General features: G+C 36.7%; 17 protein-coding genes. 7 read left to right on the forward strand and 10 right to left on the reverse strand.

What is annotated here, in order from left to right:
• Window positions 1–141 precede the first annotated feature (141 nt).
• The 6 genes from ACIR131C_RS22320 to ACIR131C_RS0109240 all read right to left on the reverse strand — a co-directional run bounded on the left by ACIR131C_RS22320 (window position 142) and on the right by ACIR131C_RS0109240 (window position 5,436).
• Window positions 142–414, reverse strand: coding sequence for a hypothetical protein (locus ACIR131C_RS22320; RefSeq protein WP_028089961.1), 273 nt, complete (start codon window positions 412–414; stop codon window positions 142–144).
• A 100-nt stretch (window positions 415–514) separates the two neighbouring features.
• Complete coding sequence (locus ACIR131C_RS0109220) at window positions 515–1,315, reverse strand: S1 family peptidase (RefSeq protein WP_028089962.1); 801 nt, start codon at window positions 1,313–1,315, stop codon at window positions 515–517.
• A 23-nt stretch (window positions 1,316–1,338) separates the two neighbouring features.
• The gene (locus ACIR131C_RS0109225; RefSeq protein ID WP_231395427.1) at window positions 1,339–1,914 is read right to left on the reverse strand and encodes a COP23 domain-containing protein; all 576 of its coding nucleotides are present in this window, start codon (window positions 1,912–1,914) and stop codon (window positions 1,339–1,341) included.
• Between the two features lie 73 nt (window positions 1,915–1,987).
• Window positions 1,988–3,529 (reverse strand): serine/threonine-protein kinase, encoded by a 1,542-nt coding sequence (locus ACIR131C_RS0109230; RefSeq protein ID WP_028089964.1) that lies wholly within the window; start codon window positions 3,527–3,529, stop codon window positions 1,988–1,990.
• Between the two features lie 200 nt (window positions 3,530–3,729).
• On the reverse strand, window positions 3,730–4,575 hold the full coding sequence (locus tag ACIR131C_RS0109235; protein ID WP_028089965.1) for a metal ABC transporter permease: 846 nt from the start codon (window positions 4,573–4,575) through the stop codon (window positions 3,730–3,732).
• 69 nt (window positions 4,576–4,644) lie between these two features.
• Window positions 4,645–5,436: a metal ABC transporter ATP-binding protein gene (locus tag ACIR131C_RS0109240; protein WP_028089966.1), complete on the reverse strand. Its 792-nt coding sequence runs from the start codon at window positions 5,434–5,436 to the stop codon at window positions 4,645–4,647.
• Window positions 5,437–5,682: 246 nt separating this feature from the next.
• On the opposite strand from ACIR131C_RS0109240, the gene ACIR131C_RS0109245 reads away from it, so the two are divergent.
• Complete coding sequence (locus ACIR131C_RS0109245; protein ID WP_196811745.1) at window positions 5,683–6,600, forward strand: metal ABC transporter substrate-binding protein; 918 nt, start codon at window positions 5,683–5,685, stop codon at window positions 6,598–6,600.
• 69 nt (window positions 6,601–6,669) lie between these two features.
• Here ACIR131C_RS0109245 and acsF read toward each other — a convergent pair whose 3' ends face one another.
• Window positions 6,670–7,746, reverse strand: coding sequence for a magnesium-protoporphyrin IX monomethyl ester (oxidative) cyclase (gene acsF / locus ACIR131C_RS0109250; RefSeq protein WP_028089968.1), 1,077 nt, complete (start codon window positions 7,744–7,746; stop codon window positions 6,670–6,672).
• Window positions 7,747–8,171: 425 nt separating this feature from the next.
• Here acsF and ACIR131C_RS0109255 point away from each other — a divergent pair, with 425 nt between their 5' ends.
• From ACIR131C_RS0109255 to gmk, 5 genes are all read left to right on the forward strand, one after another.
• Complete coding sequence (locus ACIR131C_RS0109255; protein ID WP_028089969.1) at window positions 8,172–8,846, forward strand: biliverdin-producing heme oxygenase; 675 nt, start codon at window positions 8,172–8,174, stop codon at window positions 8,844–8,846.
• A gap of 283 nt (window positions 8,847–9,129) precedes the next feature.
• Window positions 9,130–10,512: an oxygen-independent coproporphyrinogen III oxidase gene (hemN, locus tag ACIR131C_RS0109260; protein ID WP_028089970.1), complete on the forward strand. Its 1,383-nt coding sequence runs from the start codon at window positions 9,130–9,132 to the stop codon at window positions 10,510–10,512.
• Between the two features lie 172 nt (window positions 10,513–10,684).
• Window positions 10,685–10,957 carry a GlsB/YeaQ/YmgE family stress response membrane protein gene (locus ACIR131C_RS0109265; RefSeq protein WP_028089971.1) on the forward strand — a complete coding sequence of 91 codons (273 nt, stop codon included), beginning with the start codon at window positions 10,685–10,687 and terminating at the stop codon, window positions 10,955–10,957.
• A gap of 621 nt (window positions 10,958–11,578) precedes the next feature.
• Window positions 11,579–11,845, forward strand: a complete 267-nt coding sequence (remA, locus tag ACIR131C_RS0109270; protein WP_015080662.1) for an extracellular matrix/biofilm regulator RemA — start codon at window positions 11,579–11,581, stop codon at window positions 11,843–11,845.
• A 300-nt stretch (window positions 11,846–12,145) separates the two neighbouring features.
• The gene (gmk, locus tag ACIR131C_RS0109275; protein ID WP_028089972.1) at window positions 12,146–12,742 is read left to right on the forward strand and encodes a guanylate kinase; all 597 of its coding nucleotides are present in this window, start codon (window positions 12,146–12,148) and stop codon (window positions 12,740–12,742) included.
• A gap of 85 nt (window positions 12,743–12,827) precedes the next feature.
• Here gmk and ACIR131C_RS0109280 read toward each other — a convergent pair whose 3' ends face one another.
• From ACIR131C_RS0109280 to ACIR131C_RS0109290, 3 genes are all read right to left on the reverse strand, one after another.
• The gene (locus tag ACIR131C_RS0109280; protein ID WP_028089973.1) at window positions 12,828–13,292 is read right to left on the reverse strand and encodes a photosystem I reaction center subunit XI; all 465 of its coding nucleotides are present in this window, start codon (window positions 13,290–13,292) and stop codon (window positions 12,828–12,830) included.
• A gap of 353 nt (window positions 13,293–13,645) precedes the next feature.
• Window positions 13,646–13,792 carry a photosystem I reaction center subunit IX gene (gene psaJ / locus ACIR131C_RS0109285; protein WP_015079100.1) on the reverse strand — a complete coding sequence of 49 codons (147 nt, stop codon included), beginning with the start codon at window positions 13,790–13,792 and terminating at the stop codon, window positions 13,646–13,648.
• A gap of 39 nt (window positions 13,793–13,831) precedes the next feature.
• Window positions 13,832–14,326: a photosystem I reaction center subunit III gene (locus ACIR131C_RS0109290; RefSeq protein WP_028083753.1), complete on the reverse strand. Its 495-nt coding sequence runs from the start codon at window positions 14,324–14,326 to the stop codon at window positions 13,832–13,834.
• A 361-nt stretch (window positions 14,327–14,687) separates the two neighbouring features.
• On the opposite strand from ACIR131C_RS0109290, the gene tsaD reads away from it, so the two are divergent.
• Entirely contained in the window at window positions 14,688–15,731 is a 1,044-nt protein-coding gene (gene tsaD, locus ACIR131C_RS0109295) for a tRNA (adenosine(37)-N6)-threonylcarbamoyltransferase complex transferase subunit TsaD (RefSeq protein ID WP_028089974.1), read from the forward strand.
• Window positions 15,732–15,891 lie beyond the last annotated feature (160 nt).

Consider the following 15,891-nt stretch of genomic DNA (forward strand, 5'->3'; position numbering starts at 1 on the left):
CCCCTTACCCCAGTTTTCTTCATCCAAACTAGCATTAAAGCTATCGAGGATTTCTACTGATACTGTAGGAGTCAAAATCCACAAATTAGCTAACTCGGATTTATTTATTCGCGTGTCATTGCGTTTAGCTTGACGTTCAACCTAAGCATGAATGTCAAATAATTTACCCATGCAACTGCGGATTTCACTTTTACCCACAGCATTACGGAATGGTTCAAACACGGCATAATTAGCTGCCATTTTCCCTAATATGCCTAGTGTTGTTAGGTTGGTGAGTGGGGATGAGGGGATAAATAATACGTCAATTTGTCTGACTTCTGCGGTGATGTCTTTACTGGTTTCTACTTTTCCATAGGGTGTTAATAGTTCTGTTAGATATTGTTTAGCAAATTGATCATGTATAAAGCGAGTCATTTATTTTGACTGTGATTAAGTAGGTAAACGGAAAAAAACCGACATAAGTAACGAAAAGTCAAGTTGCCCAAAATACCGGGGTAGCCACGGGGCGCTACTTCTACTTGCTTTTAGCAATGAATAATTGCTTGACTGTTTCTAAGGGAATACCCCAGCTATATTGACTTATTTGTTCTCGCTGTGCGTCCGTTGGGTAAGAACCATCTTCAAAAACATAAGGATCGCCCCAAATTGGGTTAGCATGAAGTCCATTAATTCCTACTAATTCCCCTGCGCTATTTAATAGGGGTCCGCCACTCATCCCTTTTTCTATATCATTGGTAAAGCCGATTTGGTATCCTCCCTCTAGGGCTTTATCTAGCACCAGTTGAATTTTACCGGTTTTAATCACAAACCCCCCAGATTTGCTTTTGCTATTTTTGAGGGGAAAACCAGCGGCTATTACCGAATCTCCAATGGTGGCTTGTTGATTTGATTTGGTAGTAATCCTGTATTCTGAGTCAGCGACAAATTCTAATAAGGCTAAATCATTTCCCCTCAGTTGTTTTTTTTGCACCACAGGGTTAGCACGGTGAATTTTTCCGTCGGGAGTTTGAATAGAATAGGGAGCGTCACCAGCTTGTAAAACATGATCATTGGTAATTACTCCATAGGTTGAGGTTAATTTATCTTTATAAAAGAGTACACCAGAACCTAATGAGCGATCGCGCTTTTCTCTAGGGCTACTTAAAATCTTAACTGTAATTAAACGAGCCTCTTGTTCAGGTTGAATTTGTTCTTGGCCAGGCCACAAATTAACCCTTGAAAAAGGGGGTTTTGGAACTGACGACACTGAAGTTGCCAAAGGCAAAACAGAACCAGCTAGTGCAAAAACAGCGACCATTCCTATGCGCCAACCCATGATTTTCCCCCCATAATTTCAATTTACCAGAGCGGCTCACTGTTACTGTTAATCACTTGATCAATGTCAACGCTGGCAGTGCCATCACGGTTGATTGTTGGTTTAATGTATCCTTCTTGGTCGCCACTGAGGTAAACAGCCTCCCCACCAGCAGCAACACGAGTATTCAATAGTTGTTCCAGAACTTGCTTAGGGTCACGATCCTTGGTCATGGTCAGTAAAATATTTTTTTTATCACAACCATCCTCCTTATATCCTACACCACAGATAACAGATTGACCATTAACTTTTCCCGTTTTCAGGGTTTTCAGTTGACCTTGATTGTGCAGTTTCTGGAAACGATCTGATACTTCTTGACAACGTGCTTGCGGTGTCCATGTATCACTAATATGACTTTTGTTTGTCCACACAATTATGGGGACACTACCTACGGATGCGGTACGAACTACGGTTACTGGATACTTATCTCTCAATGCACAAGTAAATTGACGACTTTGAGCTTGAGCTTGGCTGGGCTGATTACTAGCTAAAGTGATACTCAAGGCTAAAGCCAGACCAGTTAAGGGTGCTGATAGGTGATTTTTCATAACTAAAGCCATAAGAAATCAGGTTATTAAGAGGGTTACAAAAAGCTGATGATTTGAGTCAATCCTATGTTAATACAACTAGTGTCTAAATGTCAACTGGCAAAGTAGACTGCAACTGCAAACGAAAAGACTTAATCATGGTTTGTTCTACATCTTTGAGAAAGGGATCATAGAGTTTTTCTTCGGCTCGATAGGTCAGAATATAAACTTTTGAATTACTAATAGTCCAAACTTTCATAACTTTAAACCTGAAGTTATCAATTTGATCTTCACCTGTATAAACTATTTGATATCCCTCTCGATTATCTATTTTTCTCGATTGTTGTTGGAGAATTTGGACGTTTTTAACGGATTTTTGAATTTGTTCGATAGCAGCCTGATTATACTCTGATAAAGTCTGAGATTTTTGTATATCTTCAATACTGATAAATAGCCCTACTTCGAGATTCGGACTAAAAGTATTAGGGAATATTTTGGCAATAGTTCCCCCGGTTAAGGGACTATATTGTTGTTTTTCAGCCTTCCAATCTTGAGGATATTTGATCTCAATTCCAAATTGTTTATTCTCAAATAATTGACCAGGAATAGTTTTAATATTTACTTGTAGGTCTTGATTTTGATGGCGATAAATAGCTATTAAAACCCCGGTAGTTGTCAAAATAATTGCTGTGATCAATAAAACTTTAATAAATTGAGGTTTGGGAGGAGGGATAATTTCTGTCGTTTGATCATCACCATTATTTTTATCACTAGGATCATCACGTTTATTCAGAGCTTCCATTACTTCCGGTGCTGACTGGAATCTATAATGACGATCTTCTTGGAGCATACGCCTTAATATCTTACCTAAATGTTCGCTAATATAGGGATATTTTTGCCAATTCCAAAGATTATTAACATCACGGGAATCCTCTGGAAATTCACCTGTTAATAATTGCACACAAGAAGCAGCCAAAGCATATAAATCACTGGAATAATCAACCTTTTCCTTTCTGAGTTGTTCTTGAGGAGCATAGCAAACACTTGCAAAAACTATAGATGTTTCTGTGGTGTCAATATCACCTTTGATTACTTGTTTAACTGCTCCAAAGTCAATTAAATAGAATTTGTTATCTTCTTCTTTGGAGTGCATAATATTACTAGGTTTAATATCCCGGTGAATAACGTCATTTTTATGGATAAATTTTAAAACAGGTAAAATATTATTTAATAGAGCCAAAACCTTGGCTTCTGAGAAACGTCCTTGTTGTTCCAGTTCCTTTTTTAGATCCTCTCCTTCGATATATTGTTGAACCAAATAATTAAACTCCTGTGGGGTACTGAGTTCGGGGTCAGTTACAGTTGAGGAAAAATAGTCATATAAGCAGGGAATGTTACCGCTTCTATCTCCTAAATCTTCCAGAACCTTAGCCTCCTTTTCAAAGGCTTTTTTAATCCCTGCAACTATTTCAGGAGAATGATGACTATCAATTCGTAATCGCTTAACAACACAATGGCGTTGATTCATCGTATCTAAGTCAATAGCGAGAAAAGTATCTCCAAAACCCCCCTTTCCCAAAGGTTTGAGAAGTTGATATCTTCCTTTCTTTCCAGTTAAAATCGGGAGTTGTTCTTGAATCTCTGTCATTGTCTTACCCCTGGTTTACTACACTCTTGATCTAACACCTCAAGAATATAATAACGGTAATTGTCAACACTTTTCCAGTTTAGTAAAATAAGGTCAATTAGCGATCGCTACTACACAAAAAAAGTTACTTTGCGTGGATTTATGTAAATATAAACTAGTATTAAATGTAATAAAATTACCAATTTGATAATTTGATAATTTTATTTCCTATTCATAATAGATATCAAAATCCCATGTCGAGGACTAAACAATAAAGCCAAAGTAAATAAACCAGAAACCACTAATACAATAGCTGGACCAGAAGGTAAATTATAAAAGTAGCTAAGATACATTCCGCTAATACTAGAAATTACCCCAATTACCGCCCCTAAAATCATGACTTGATGTAAACGTTTGACCAATAAATAAGCAGTTGCACCAGGAGTAATTAAAAGTGATAATACTAATATTACTCCCACAGCTTTCATACTGGCAACAATTGTCAAAGCAATTAACAACATTAAACCAAAATTTAAACGATTAACTGGTAAACCAGCAGCTTGCGCTCCTAAAGGATCAAATGTGTAAAATAATAGTTCTTTATATAATAGGAAAACTACCATTAAAACAATAGCCGTAATAATAGCTGTATCCCTGACTTCATCAACAGTTACCCCTAAAATATTACCAAAAAGAAAGTGATTCAAATCAATTTTATTATCCTTTTGAATGACTGTAATTAAAGTAACTCCCAGAGCAAAAAAGGCAGAAAAAACTATGCCCATAGCAGCATCTTCTTTAATGGGAGATCGGGTTTTAATTAAGGCTATGGCCATGGTACTCAAAACTCCCGCAATAAACGCCCCGACAAAGATATTAGCACCAATCATGAAGGCTATAGCCAGTCCTGGTAATACTGAATGACTAATAGCATCTCCCAGTAATGCTAGGCGTTGTACCATTAAATAACTACCGACTATAGCACACAATAATCCTACTAGTATGGCGATGATTAAGGAACGTTGCATAAAGCCATATTGCAACGGTTCAATTAGTGTTTGCAACATAGATGAAAATGAACCACGAAGGCGCAAAGAACGCGAAGGAAGAGAGGAAGAGAAGATATTTATTAATTATTATGCTGCTTCAGCAAAGTACATGACTTTTCCGCTATAAGCCTGATTTAAGTTATTTTCTGTTAAGACTTGTTGGCGTGAACCGGTGGCGATTAATTCGCAATTTAGTAAGATTAAATCATCAAAATGGGTAATAGATTCACCTAAGTCATGATTAACTACTAAGACGATTTTATTGGCTTTTGCTAGTTCTTGAAAGACTTCAAATATGATAGTTTGGGTTTTTTGATCAATACCTACAAATGGTTCATCAAAACAGAAAATTTCGGCTTCTTGAGTTAAAGCCCTGGCTAAAAATACCCGTTGTTGTTGTCCTCCTGAAAGTTCACCAATGGGACGATTTTTTAATGCTTCTATTCCCACTTTTGTTAATGCTTGTGTGGCTATTTGGCGGCTGACTGTAGAGAAACTACGTAACCAGCCTGTTTTTTTAATACGCCCCATCATAACTACATCCCATACGGTAGCGGGGTAATTCCAGTCAATTTGACTACGTTGGGGTACATAAGCAATTTTCTCTAGTTGCTGGGTTAAGGGCTGATTTTGGTATATAACTTGACCGTTAGTGATGGGAACTAATCCTAAAATGGCTTTCATTAATGTGCTTTTACCTGCACCATTGGGTCCAAAAATACCTGTGATTTTTCCTGGTTTAATTGTGCAGTTAATGTCTCTTAATGCTTCCTGTGTCCGATAATTTACATTTAGATGGGTGATGTTGATCTGTGTAAGTATATTTGCTGAATTTTTGGTAGATAGACTAGATTTTCGGTAATCAGAAATGTTTTGCATAACTTTGATTAAGATAGTTATTTTTTGAGTTTACTATAAAAATGAGAAAAATATGAGAATATCTATAATTAGAAGTAATCACGGAGAGCAATGAAACTAATACTTAATATAACGTATAACTTATTACTGAAACCCCTCTCCAAACCTCTCCCCTGTGAGGAGAGAGGCTTTTATTCTTACTCCCCTTCCCTGGGAGGGAAGGGGTTGGGGGTTAGGTTCTCTTTACTTAATCCCCTTTGTCTAGGAATGTTGGTATCTTTGGCTGTAATGGGTTGTACTCCCAACTCCTCACACGGAGGAAATAATCGGCCGCAAGTTGTAGCGACGAGTACCATTATTGCAGATTTAGCTGAAGAAATTGGCGGGGAAAAATTACAAATTACGGGAATTTTGAAACCTGGTGCAGATCCTCATGTGTATGAACCAGTACCCGCAGATAGTCGAGTTTTGGAAAAAGCTAATTTGATTTTGTACAACGGTTACAATTTAGAACCGGGAATTATTAAGTTAATGAATGCGACTGGAGACAAAGCGAAAAAGTTGGCTGTGGGGGAAGTTGTCAAATCTTTAAAATTAGATAAAGGTAGGGGGAAAATTGTTCCAGATCCTCATGTTTGGGGTAGTGCAGAAAATGTTATATTGATGGTGAAAGCTATTAAAAATAGTTTAATCGCTTTGTCACCAGCAGATAAAAATAAGTTGACTGAAAATGCAGATAAGTTAATTGATGAATTACAACAATTACATCTTTGGATTTTACAACAAATCCAAACTATTCCCCCAAAAAACCGTAAATTAATTACTACTCATGATGCTTTTCAATATTATGGAAATGCTTATAAAATAACAATTGCTGGAACTTTAATCGGGATTAGTACGGAGGAACAACCAAGCGCCCAAACGGTGAAAAAATTAGTAGAATCAGTGAAAAAAATAGGTGTCCCAGCGATATTTGCGGAAACAACAATTAACCCAGCTTTAATTAAAACAGTTGCGGAAGAAGCAGGGGTAAAATTAGCACCAACTTCACTTTATTCTGATTCCATTGGGGTAAAAGGTAGTAATAGTGATACTTATATAAAAATGATGGTTGCAAATACCCGCGCTATTGTTGAAGCTTTGGGTGGGAAATATACACCTTTTCAATTAAAGAGTAAAAAATAAGAATTAGATCCCCAAATTCTCTAAAAATTTGGGAATCTTGTTGGTCATTCAACTTTCCCCTTTCCCTAACTAACAAACTTGTTGACGAGTTGCTTCTGCGTCTATGGGTTTAATCAGAAAAATCTTGAACATATACCAAAAAATCATCAAGACTAAGGGGATTTTTTGGAAATATTTGATAATTCCCCAATCGTTGATTTTGTTGAGATCAATTATTTTCTGATTATACAATGCACATTGTTCTAAATACCAGAAGAAATAGGGATGATTGGTATTTAAAATAATCGGAAATGCTTTAGCTGCGGTTTTGTTAGTTTCTTCAATTACCTGATTATTGTATTTACGAGGATGAATACCTAATATTTCATAGAAATTACCTCTTTCAAATACTGTCATGGTGTGAGTTGCAAAAACGGTTATTAAGAAAAACCGCACCCATAACCGAGATTTCCAATTATTCCATAATTGAGGTTGAGAACGTAACAAAGCTTTGAAAAAATCACCGTGTCTATTCTCATCTTGACACCAACTTTCAAACTTCCGAAATAGGGGATAAAATTGGTATTCGGGATTTTTTTCCATGTGACGATATACTAAAATATAACGCCAATAACCTATTTTTTCCGATAGATAAACCGTGTAAATAACCCACTCTATAGGGAAAAATGTATAGGTGCGATTTTTAGTCAGATAACTTAAGTCAAGGGAAAGGTTAAAATCAGCCATTGACTTATTTAAAAACCCCGCATGACGGGCTTCGTCTCGTGCTAAATAAGCAAATGCTTCTGATAATAAAGGGTTATTATCCTTGAGACGACGGGATAATTCTTTAAACAGTAAAAACCCGGAAAATTCTGAAGTACAAGAACGTTCTAAAAAGTCAATAAAAGCCAGTCGTTTTTCACCAACAATGTGATCCCAACCTTGCTTAAATTCATCATCTCGTATAAAGTGATGACGATTATAATCTGCTTTCAGTTCGTCAATTACAGCCCTTAATTCCGTTTCATACCCAGAAATATCCATTTTGGCCACTGTGTCAAAATCAGTGGTATAAAACCGGGGTGTTAATAGTGTTTCTTGAACGGGTGTTTTTACCCCCGATTTCGGTAACTCAACTGGGGGTTTATCCAACGACTTAACCATAGGTATTCGCTTTACTATTGTCTGCCTTAAAATTATATAAGCATGAATATTTGTTATTAGTCATCAGTTAAATTATTGAAACTAATTTTTACAAAAATACTGAATTATCTAGAATTTTCTTATAGTTTAAATACCTATTTACTAAACAAATATATTTAGGAAACTATAAATAAATATAAATACTTTTATAGTTATACCAAGAATAATAGTTAAATAATTTCAGGAGTGGTAAAAATAGCCGAAATTACTATTGATAGTAATTTATGCTGGAGATTTGTGCTGGAGATTTGTGCTGGAGAAATTATGCTGATAACTCTATTCATAGAGAATAGCAATTTTCTGTAATTATATCGGCTGTGAACTGATAAACGAGTCGCTAAAATTTGGAAAAGAACACTACAGACATCAACAAGAGGGAAGAAACAATGAGTAATAATTTAGCAATGAAACTGCGTGTGGGAACGCAACAAGCACATACAAATTCCGAAAATGTCGGTTTCATGAAATGCTTTATCAAAGGGGTTGTAGACAAAAATTGTTTTATTCAGTTGTTGAGTAATTTCTATTTTGTTTACAGTGAACTAGAAGCAGCAATTGAGAAATATAAACAACATCCTGTAATTGGTTTAATTTATTTTCCCGAACTAAATCGCCAATCTTCCCTAAAACAAGATATGTTATTTTATTATGGGAATCAATGGCAAGAAACCATTAAACCTTCACCTGCTACTCAAACTTATCTTGCGCGTATTCAACAAATTTCTACCCATGAACCCGCACTATTATTAGCTCATTCCTATACTCGTTATTTGGGTGATCTTTCTGGTGGCCAAATGCTCCAAAAAATTGCTCAGTCAGCTTTAAAACTGTCTGGATATACAGGAACTTCCTTTTACAATTTTGAGCAAATTCCCGACAAACAAGCCTTTAAAGAAAAGTATCGTCAAGCATTAGATAAACTCCCCATTGATGATACCACCGTTGACAAAATTGTCGCGGAAGCTAACTATGCTTTCAAATTAAATATGCAGATATTTCAAGAGTTAGAAAGGATTTTAATAGAGACTATTGGTAAAGACACTTACAATAGTTTAATTTGAGTCTCTGCATAATTGACAAAGATATAATTCATCACTCAATTAATTTTGAACATGATGAATTATATAAAGATGCTCAAAAAGATGCAAACATCTTATTTATTCTCTTCCTCTATGTTCTCTGTGTCTGAAGTGGTTCATTAAAAACATAATGCTCACCACAAACAAATAGGATAAATATATTCTATTTGTGAATAGCTAAATCCTAAATTACAACATTAAATCGAAATTGGGAAAATCAATTGTGATTATTTCCAATCATCACACAAATTCACTGGAGACTATAATGGTTTTTCTATTACCTGGTGTTAAGTTTGATTTTGATCTAATTCAAAAGTATGATACTCGCGCTCCTAGATACACAAGTTATCCCCCAGCAACAGAATTAACTGATACTTTCACAGCGGAAAATTTCCAAACTGCAATTACCGCTTCTAATCAAAGAAAAACTCCCCTATCTTTGTATTTTCATATTCCTTTTTGTCAAAGTGCTTGTTATTTCTGCGGTTGTAATACCGTAATTACTAATAACAAGAATATGGCTATACCGTATCTGGAACATTTAGAACAGGAAATCAAAAATACCTCAGCTTTAATTGATAAAAATAGACAAGTTTTACAAATCCATTGGGGTGGAGGAACACCGAATTATTTAGAACTTGAACAAGTGGAATCTCTCTGGAAAAATATTACTCGTAATTTCCAAATTGCGGAAAATGCAGAAGTTTCTATCGAAATTAATCCCCGTTATGTGAATAGGGAATATATCTTATTTTTGAGAGATATTGGCTTTAATCGCATTAGTTTCGGGATTCAAGATTTTCACCCAGAAGTACAAAAAGCAGTGAATCGAATTCAACCAGAATCACTACTCTTTGATGTCATGAGTTGGATTAAGGAGGCTAATTTTGATAGTGTCAATGTAGACTTAATTTATGGTTTACCTTATCAAACTTTAGCAACTTTTCGGGAAACATTACACAAGACAATGGCTTTAGATGCTGATAGAATTGTCGTCTTTAATTTTGCTTATGTACCTTGGATTAAACCTGTACAAAAAATGATTCCCCAAGCAGCATTACCCGGAGCAGAAGAAAAGTTAGATATCCTGAAAATGACAATTGAGGAATTAACTAATCATGAGTATCTGTTTATTGGGATGGATCATTTTGCCAAAAATAATAATGAATTAGCGATCGCTCAACGTCATGGTACACTAAAACGTAATTTCCAAGGTTATACTACCCATGCGGAAACTGAATTATTTGGTTTTGGGGCTACATCTATTAGTATGTTGGAAGATGCTTATGCTCAAAATCATAAGGAATTAAAGGACTATTACCAAGCAGTTGCAGCTGGTGTAATTCCTATTAGTAAAGGTATTCAATTAACCCAAGATGACATTATTAGACGGGATGTAATTATGTCAATAATGTCTCATTTTCATCTCAACAAATTGGAGATTGAACAGAAATATCATCTTGATTTTAATAAATATTTCTGCTACGAATTGCAAGAATTACAACCCCTAGAAAATGATGGATTAGTCAATGTATTTACCGATGAGATCCATATTACTGATATTGGTAGATTGTTAGTGAGAAATATTGCGGTTATTTTCGATACTCATACAAGAACTAGAGAAACTAAATTCTCTCGCGCTATTTAATTTTGCTGAATTTTTACAGTCAAATCAATCAAAATCGGTATGTAATTATGATTTATCAATAAGTCCTAATTACATACCTTTTGATTTATACAGATTATGTCATTAGACAGAAATAAATAATATTAAGCTTTGATAAATTTGACATGAGTTGAGTTTTTTTAGGAAGCAATCAATGAATATTATTACTTGGATGATTTTGGGACTATTAGCCGGTGTAATTGCTAAATCTGTCTATCCTGGTTATCAAGGTGGAGGAATGATATCTACGATGATATTAGGTATTGTTGGTGCTTTTATTGGTGGAACTTTATTCACTCTCATTCGCACAGGAACTTTACAAGTTACATCTGCATCTTTAAGTATTCCTGGAGTAATAGTAGCAGTTATTGGAGCGATTATTGCTATTTATTTATGGGGATTATGGCAAAGGGGTAGTAGAGTATAATTTACTAATAGTCAGCTATTGATATAGCATTAATTAAACTCTTTTTCATTAATATAAAATGTTGGGTGGACGCAAGAAAACCCAATATTATACTATCCAAACTTTTGTTAGCTTGCTATCAAACATCTTCACGGTTTGATTCAAGATTCCTCAGATTTAATCTAATTAAAGCTTATTTTTGCCTAGTGGTAATTTGTTTATGTAGCAATATATCCAAAATAAGCTTTAGCGCAGTGAAATTGTACATTCCTAATACAGTCCCAACATAGTTAAATCCTGTGGTGGGGGCATCCTGCCCGCTATCATTATACAAATTAAAACAAATTAAATGCAGTACATCTGATTACCTAGACTGCTTGATATTTTTTAGACATTATTTACGAAACCTAGATAATTTTCAATTCAAACGAAAACCTTACTAGCTTATATGAATATAACTGTGCCTATATCTTATGGAGTATTTTTGGTAGATTTGATTGATAATACAGCCAAAAAAAGCATTAACTATGAAAAAACTCAAATTAACGAGGTTTAAATCGTTGTAACTCCCATTCTTTAGCGATAACATGAGAATAAGTTTACTACAAGCTTTTCATTTCTCGTTTAGCTGAAATTTTTCTTATGGAAATTCAATTAATCAATATCGGGTTTGGTAATATCGTCTCTGCTAACAGAGTCGTGGCCATAGTTAGTCCAGAATCTGCTCCCATTAAACGGATTATTACCGATGCTAGGGATAGAGGTCAACTGGTTGATGCTACCTATGGAAGACGCACTAGAGCGGTAATTATCACCGATTCTAGCCACGTTATTCTCTCCGCAATTCAGCCTGAAACCGTAGCCAACCGGTTTGTCATTTCCCGTGACCATCATGTTGTAGATAATTAATCACCAGAATAGTTATCAACCCAACTCTATTTGTACCATATCGTCTATACCATCTCGATTAGACTGGTTTTCTGTCACCAGTGCTACAAATTCTTTAGTCTTGATGCTAATTTGAACAGTGAGGATAAAAGATTCAGCCGCAAAGGCTTATATTGTAGATATGCAAAAATCTCAATTCCCAAATTCAAAATAGCAATTAGTTGTTTTACCAGCTAAAACAAGACTAAGGAATCATGTACACTTATTAAGGAATCATGTACACTTATTGATTAATTTATTAGTTCACTTTTTTCCCGGATAATGCCAGTCTTACCTTTCTATCATGCTACAAATACCCAAGAATCTCCTACCCTGGGCAAACTAATTGTTTTAACAGGTCCTAGCGGAGTCGGTAAAGGCACTTTAATGAATGAAATTCTCCAGCGTCATCCAGAATTATATTATTCAGTCTCCGTCACGACCCGTTCTCCACGTCCGGGAGAAATAAATTGTGAAAAATATTACTTTATTACTCGTCAAGAATTTCAAGAATTAGTGACTAAAGGTGAACTTTTAGAATGGGCAGAATTTGCTGGTAACTTTTATGGTACACCCCGTGCAGCTGCTTTGAACCATATTCAGTCGGGTAAGTTGGTGCTATTAGAAATTGAATTAGAAGGAGCAAGACAAATCAGAACCACCTTTCCTAGCGCCCTGAGTATCTTCATTTTACCACCTTCATTTTCAGAATTAGAAAACCGGATTCGTGGACGCGGACAAGATTCTGAGGAAGCAATTTGTCGTCGTCTCAAACGTGCTGAAGCAGAAATAGCCGCTGCTGATGAATTTGATTTACAAATTATCAATGACGATTTTGAGCAAGCTTTAAAGGAAATAGAGAAAGCTATTTTTGAATAAGTATGGTAATGGGTAATGGGTAATGGGTAATGGGTAATGGGTAATGGGTAAAAGTAGTAACTACTACCCATTACCAAAAATCAAATTAGCCCAATAAACCTTGGATTAAACCAGAATTAGCTGTCAAGAAGAAAGCGACTACTGCACCACCGATACCACCAATTAAGAACGCACTGGCGAAATTATTCCAGCTTTCCTTGGAGTTGAAAGCATCAACTGGAGGATTAGGTACAGCAATACTAGCAAGGGCTTTATCAGGATTGCTATTTGCATATAAGGATAGGCAAGCTGTTAAAATCACAACTAAGCCAACACTGCCCAATAAACCAGCTAAGTTAGCGTTGGGAGCGTTACGTAAAGGACCTAATTTGTCAAAAGGTCCAAATAGCAAGTATCCATGAGCCATACCAACTTCCAAACCCCGTCTAAAAGGATTTAAACCAGCGCGGTATGCTGGCAAGTTGCTAATAAACCACTTCACCAAAGGAGCGGAATTGATGGGGGTTTCTAGATCGCCTTTTTGCGGATCACGTCCTGCTGCTATTGCCATAAGTATTTTTAGATTCCTTGAATCACTCTTGTTGGTTTTTGATCAACTTACTGCTTGAGTTATGTTGTCTGCTTGCCTTTAAATTAGAGAGTTGGCACTTCTATATTAGAAATAAATTAGAAAATAATTTCCCTGAAAACTGCCATTGAGGAAGTTCAGAAAAATTACTTTTGCCACTTTCTAATCAAGGAAAGTATGAAACCCGCTTTCCAAGCGACAACATAACGAGTTTCATACATTAGTTAAGATTGCCGATTTGAGGTATACTTTTACCTAATTCGGTTTGATCACTCAATCAGACAATCTACCAGCAAAAACTAAGTAAATTAGCTTTTATGAACCGTATTTTCAACCTATAGAGGGTGAAAAAGTAGGTCAGGGAAAAAGCGATTAAATTCAATCAAAATTCCTGCTGTGATTGTCAACCAAATAGTTGCCGCAACGGGAGCAGTAGAGATGAATGTAATCAAGTAGTTAGTTTCGTTACCTTTTTCAGCCATGAATTTAGTCTCCAGAATAAGTGAGTGAAAACAAGTGAATTAACGTGGCGAAACGGTAATTTCTGAATCTTTGGCTGTTAGCTCGCCGGAGAGAAATTCCTTAATTGCTGCTGCTGGCCAAGCAAAACCAGAGGTGATAATAGGTAGAGCAATACCGAAATCAATTTGGATTTCTTTTTGTTCGGCATTCGCTCCGTTTTTAATCGCTTGTAAATAAGCACGGCCTACCCAACCAATCCAACCAGCAATGTAGAGGAAAAGAATACTGGGGATCAGGAAATCTCCAGCATGATTCAGGCTGCCATCTACAATCAAGTGGGGATAGCCTTCTGGTCCACAGAGAGCCTGAGAATAACGTTCAAACCGCTTTTTACCTGATTCGGGGTCAGAGGTGGTATTGCGGGCATTTAGTGCTAGCTCTTGAAAGGCGGGAGAGTCTTTACAAGGTACAAGGTTAGCCCCTAGCGCTTGTGCTGGAGGAGCAAAATTGAACCAAAGAGTCATCGCCAAAAGCAAAGCAAACAATCGTGTCATGGAGTTGTTTCCTTTTGTTACAAAACGAGAAGTTCCTTGTACAAAACGAAGCGGCTTGTACAGTCTTTATTTTAGATAACTAGGAAGTTATCATACTCTTGGCTGGGAATAGAGTAAAGTTTAAGTCAACAAAAGTTAAAGCTTCTCAATCAAAATATAGGAAAGAGGCAGTTGTCGGCGGTCAGTTGTCAGTTGTCAGTTGTCAGTTGTCAGTTGTCAGTTGTCAGTTGTCAGTTGTCATTCTTGCCTATTCTCTGTCCCCGTGGCGTAGCACCTGTCACCTGTCACCTGTCACCTGTCACCTGTCACCTATTCCCTGTTCCCTGTTCCCTGTTCCCTGTTCCCTGTTCCCTAATCAATTATGACAACCGTTTTAGCTATTGAAACCAGTTGTGATGAAACTGCTGTTGCAATAATTAACAATCGTCAGGTGTGTAGTAGTATTGTTGCTTCACAAATTCCTGTTCATCAACAATATGGTGGCGTAGTCCCAGAGGTAGCATCACGTCAGCATTTAGAAACGCTGAATTATGAAATAGAACAAGCGATCGCCTCTAGTGATCTAAACTGGAGTCAAATTGATGGTATAGCTGCCACCTGTGCGCCTGGACTTGTAGGGGCATTACTGGTGGGATTAACAGCCGCCAAAACCCTGGCTATGGTACATGAGAAGCCTTTTTTGGGAGTACATCACCTGGAAGGTCACATTTGTGCGACCTATTTGACTGAGCCAAGTTTAAATCCCCCCTTTCTTAGCTTACTTGTTTCCGGGGGTCACACAAGCTTGATTTATGTCAAAGATTATGGTATATACGAAACTCTGGGGGAAACCCGTGATGATGCAGCCGGTGAAGCTTTTGATAAAGTAGCGCGGTTATTAAAATTGGGTTATCCCGGCGGACCAATAATTGATCAACTATCACAAATCGGTGATCCCCAAGCCTTTACATTACCGGAGGGAAAAATTTCTTTACCAGGTGGGGGTTATCATCCTTATGATTGTAGCTTTAGCGGATTAAAGACAGCAGTATTACGTTTAGTGCAACAATTGGAAAAAGAGGGTAAAGAAGTACCAATAGCGGATATAGTAGCTAGTTTCCAGGATACTATAGCGCGATCGCTGACGAAAAGAGCGATCGCTTGCGCTCTTAATTATAAACTAGACACTATTACGGTAGGCGGTGGTGTAGCAGCAAATAGTGGACTCAGAAAGCATTTACAAGCAGCAGCCAATAAACATAGCTTGCGGGTTCTTTTCCCCCCCCTAAAATTTTGCACTGACAACGCGGCCATGATTGGCACTGCTGCTGCTGAACACCTCTCCCGTGGCCATAGATCATCTATGACATTAGGAGCGCATTCCCGGCTCTCCCTGAACCAAGTCATGAAGTTATACGAAAATTAATTTCCCACCTATTAATAAGTAATGTTAATAAGTAATAAGTAGGTGAACGGACAAAAACCGACATAAGTAACGAAAAGTAAAGTTGTCCAAAACCTGCTCCCTGTTCCCTGTTCCCTGTTCCCTGTTCCCTGTTCCCTGTTCCCTGTTCCCTGTTCCCTGT

Source organism: Dolichospermum circinale AWQC131C (assembly GCF_000426905.1).
GTDB lineage: Bacteria > Cyanobacteriota > Cyanobacteriia > Cyanobacteriales > Nostocaceae > Dolichospermum > Dolichospermum circinale.

Coding starts and splice junctions, on each gene's coding strand:
- ACIR131C_RS22320 (WP_028089961.1), bottom strand. CDS start 414: ATGACTCGCTTTATACATGATCAATTTGCTAAACAATATCTAACAGAA.
- ACIR131C_RS0109220 (WP_028089962.1), bottom strand. CDS start 1,315: ATGGGTTGGCGCATAGGAATGGTCGCTGTTTTTGCACTAGCTGGTTCT.
- ACIR131C_RS0109225 (WP_231395427.1), bottom strand. CDS start 1,914: ATGGCTTTAGTTATGAAAAATCACCTATCAGCACCCTTAACTGGTCTG.
- ACIR131C_RS0109230 (WP_028089964.1), bottom strand. CDS start 3,529: ATGACAGAGATTCAAGAACAACTCCCGATTTTAACTGGAAAGAAAGGA.
- ACIR131C_RS0109235 (WP_028089965.1), bottom strand. CDS start 4,575: ATGTTGCAAACACTAATTGAACCGTTGCAATATGGCTTTATGCAACGT.
- ACIR131C_RS0109240 (WP_028089966.1), bottom strand. CDS start 5,436: ATGCAAAACATTTCTGATTACCGAAAATCTAGTCTATCTACCAAAAAT.
- ACIR131C_RS0109245 (WP_196811745.1), top strand. CDS start 5,683: ATGTTGGTATCTTTGGCTGTAATGGGTTGTACTCCCAACTCCTCACAC.
- acsF (WP_028089968.1), bottom strand. CDS start 7,746: ATGGTTAAGTCGTTGGATAAACCCCCAGTTGAGTTACCGAAATCGGGG.
- ACIR131C_RS0109255 (WP_028089969.1), top strand. CDS start 8,172: ATGAGTAATAATTTAGCAATGAAACTGCGTGTGGGAACGCAACAAGCA.
- hemN (WP_028089970.1), top strand. CDS start 9,130: ATGGTTTTTCTATTACCTGGTGTTAAGTTTGATTTTGATCTAATTCAA.
- ACIR131C_RS0109265 (WP_028089971.1), top strand. CDS start 10,685: ATGAATATTATTACTTGGATGATTTTGGGACTATTAGCCGGTGTAATT.
- remA (WP_015080662.1), top strand. CDS start 11,579: ATGGAAATTCAATTAATCAATATCGGGTTTGGTAATATCGTCTCTGCT.
- gmk (WP_028089972.1), top strand. CDS start 12,146: ATGCCAGTCTTACCTTTCTATCATGCTACAAATACCCAAGAATCTCCT.
- ACIR131C_RS0109280 (WP_028089973.1), bottom strand. CDS start 13,292: ATGGCAATAGCAGCAGGACGTGATCCGCAAAAAGGCGATCTAGAAACC.
- psaJ (WP_015079100.1), bottom strand. CDS start 13,792: ATGGCTGAAAAAGGTAACGAAACTAACTACTTGATTACATTCATCTCT.
- ACIR131C_RS0109290 (WP_028083753.1), bottom strand. CDS start 14,326: ATGACACGATTGTTTGCTTTGCTTTTGGCGATGACTCTTTGGTTCAAT.
- tsaD (WP_028089974.1), top strand. CDS start 14,688: ATGACAACCGTTTTAGCTATTGAAACCAGTTGTGATGAAACTGCTGTT.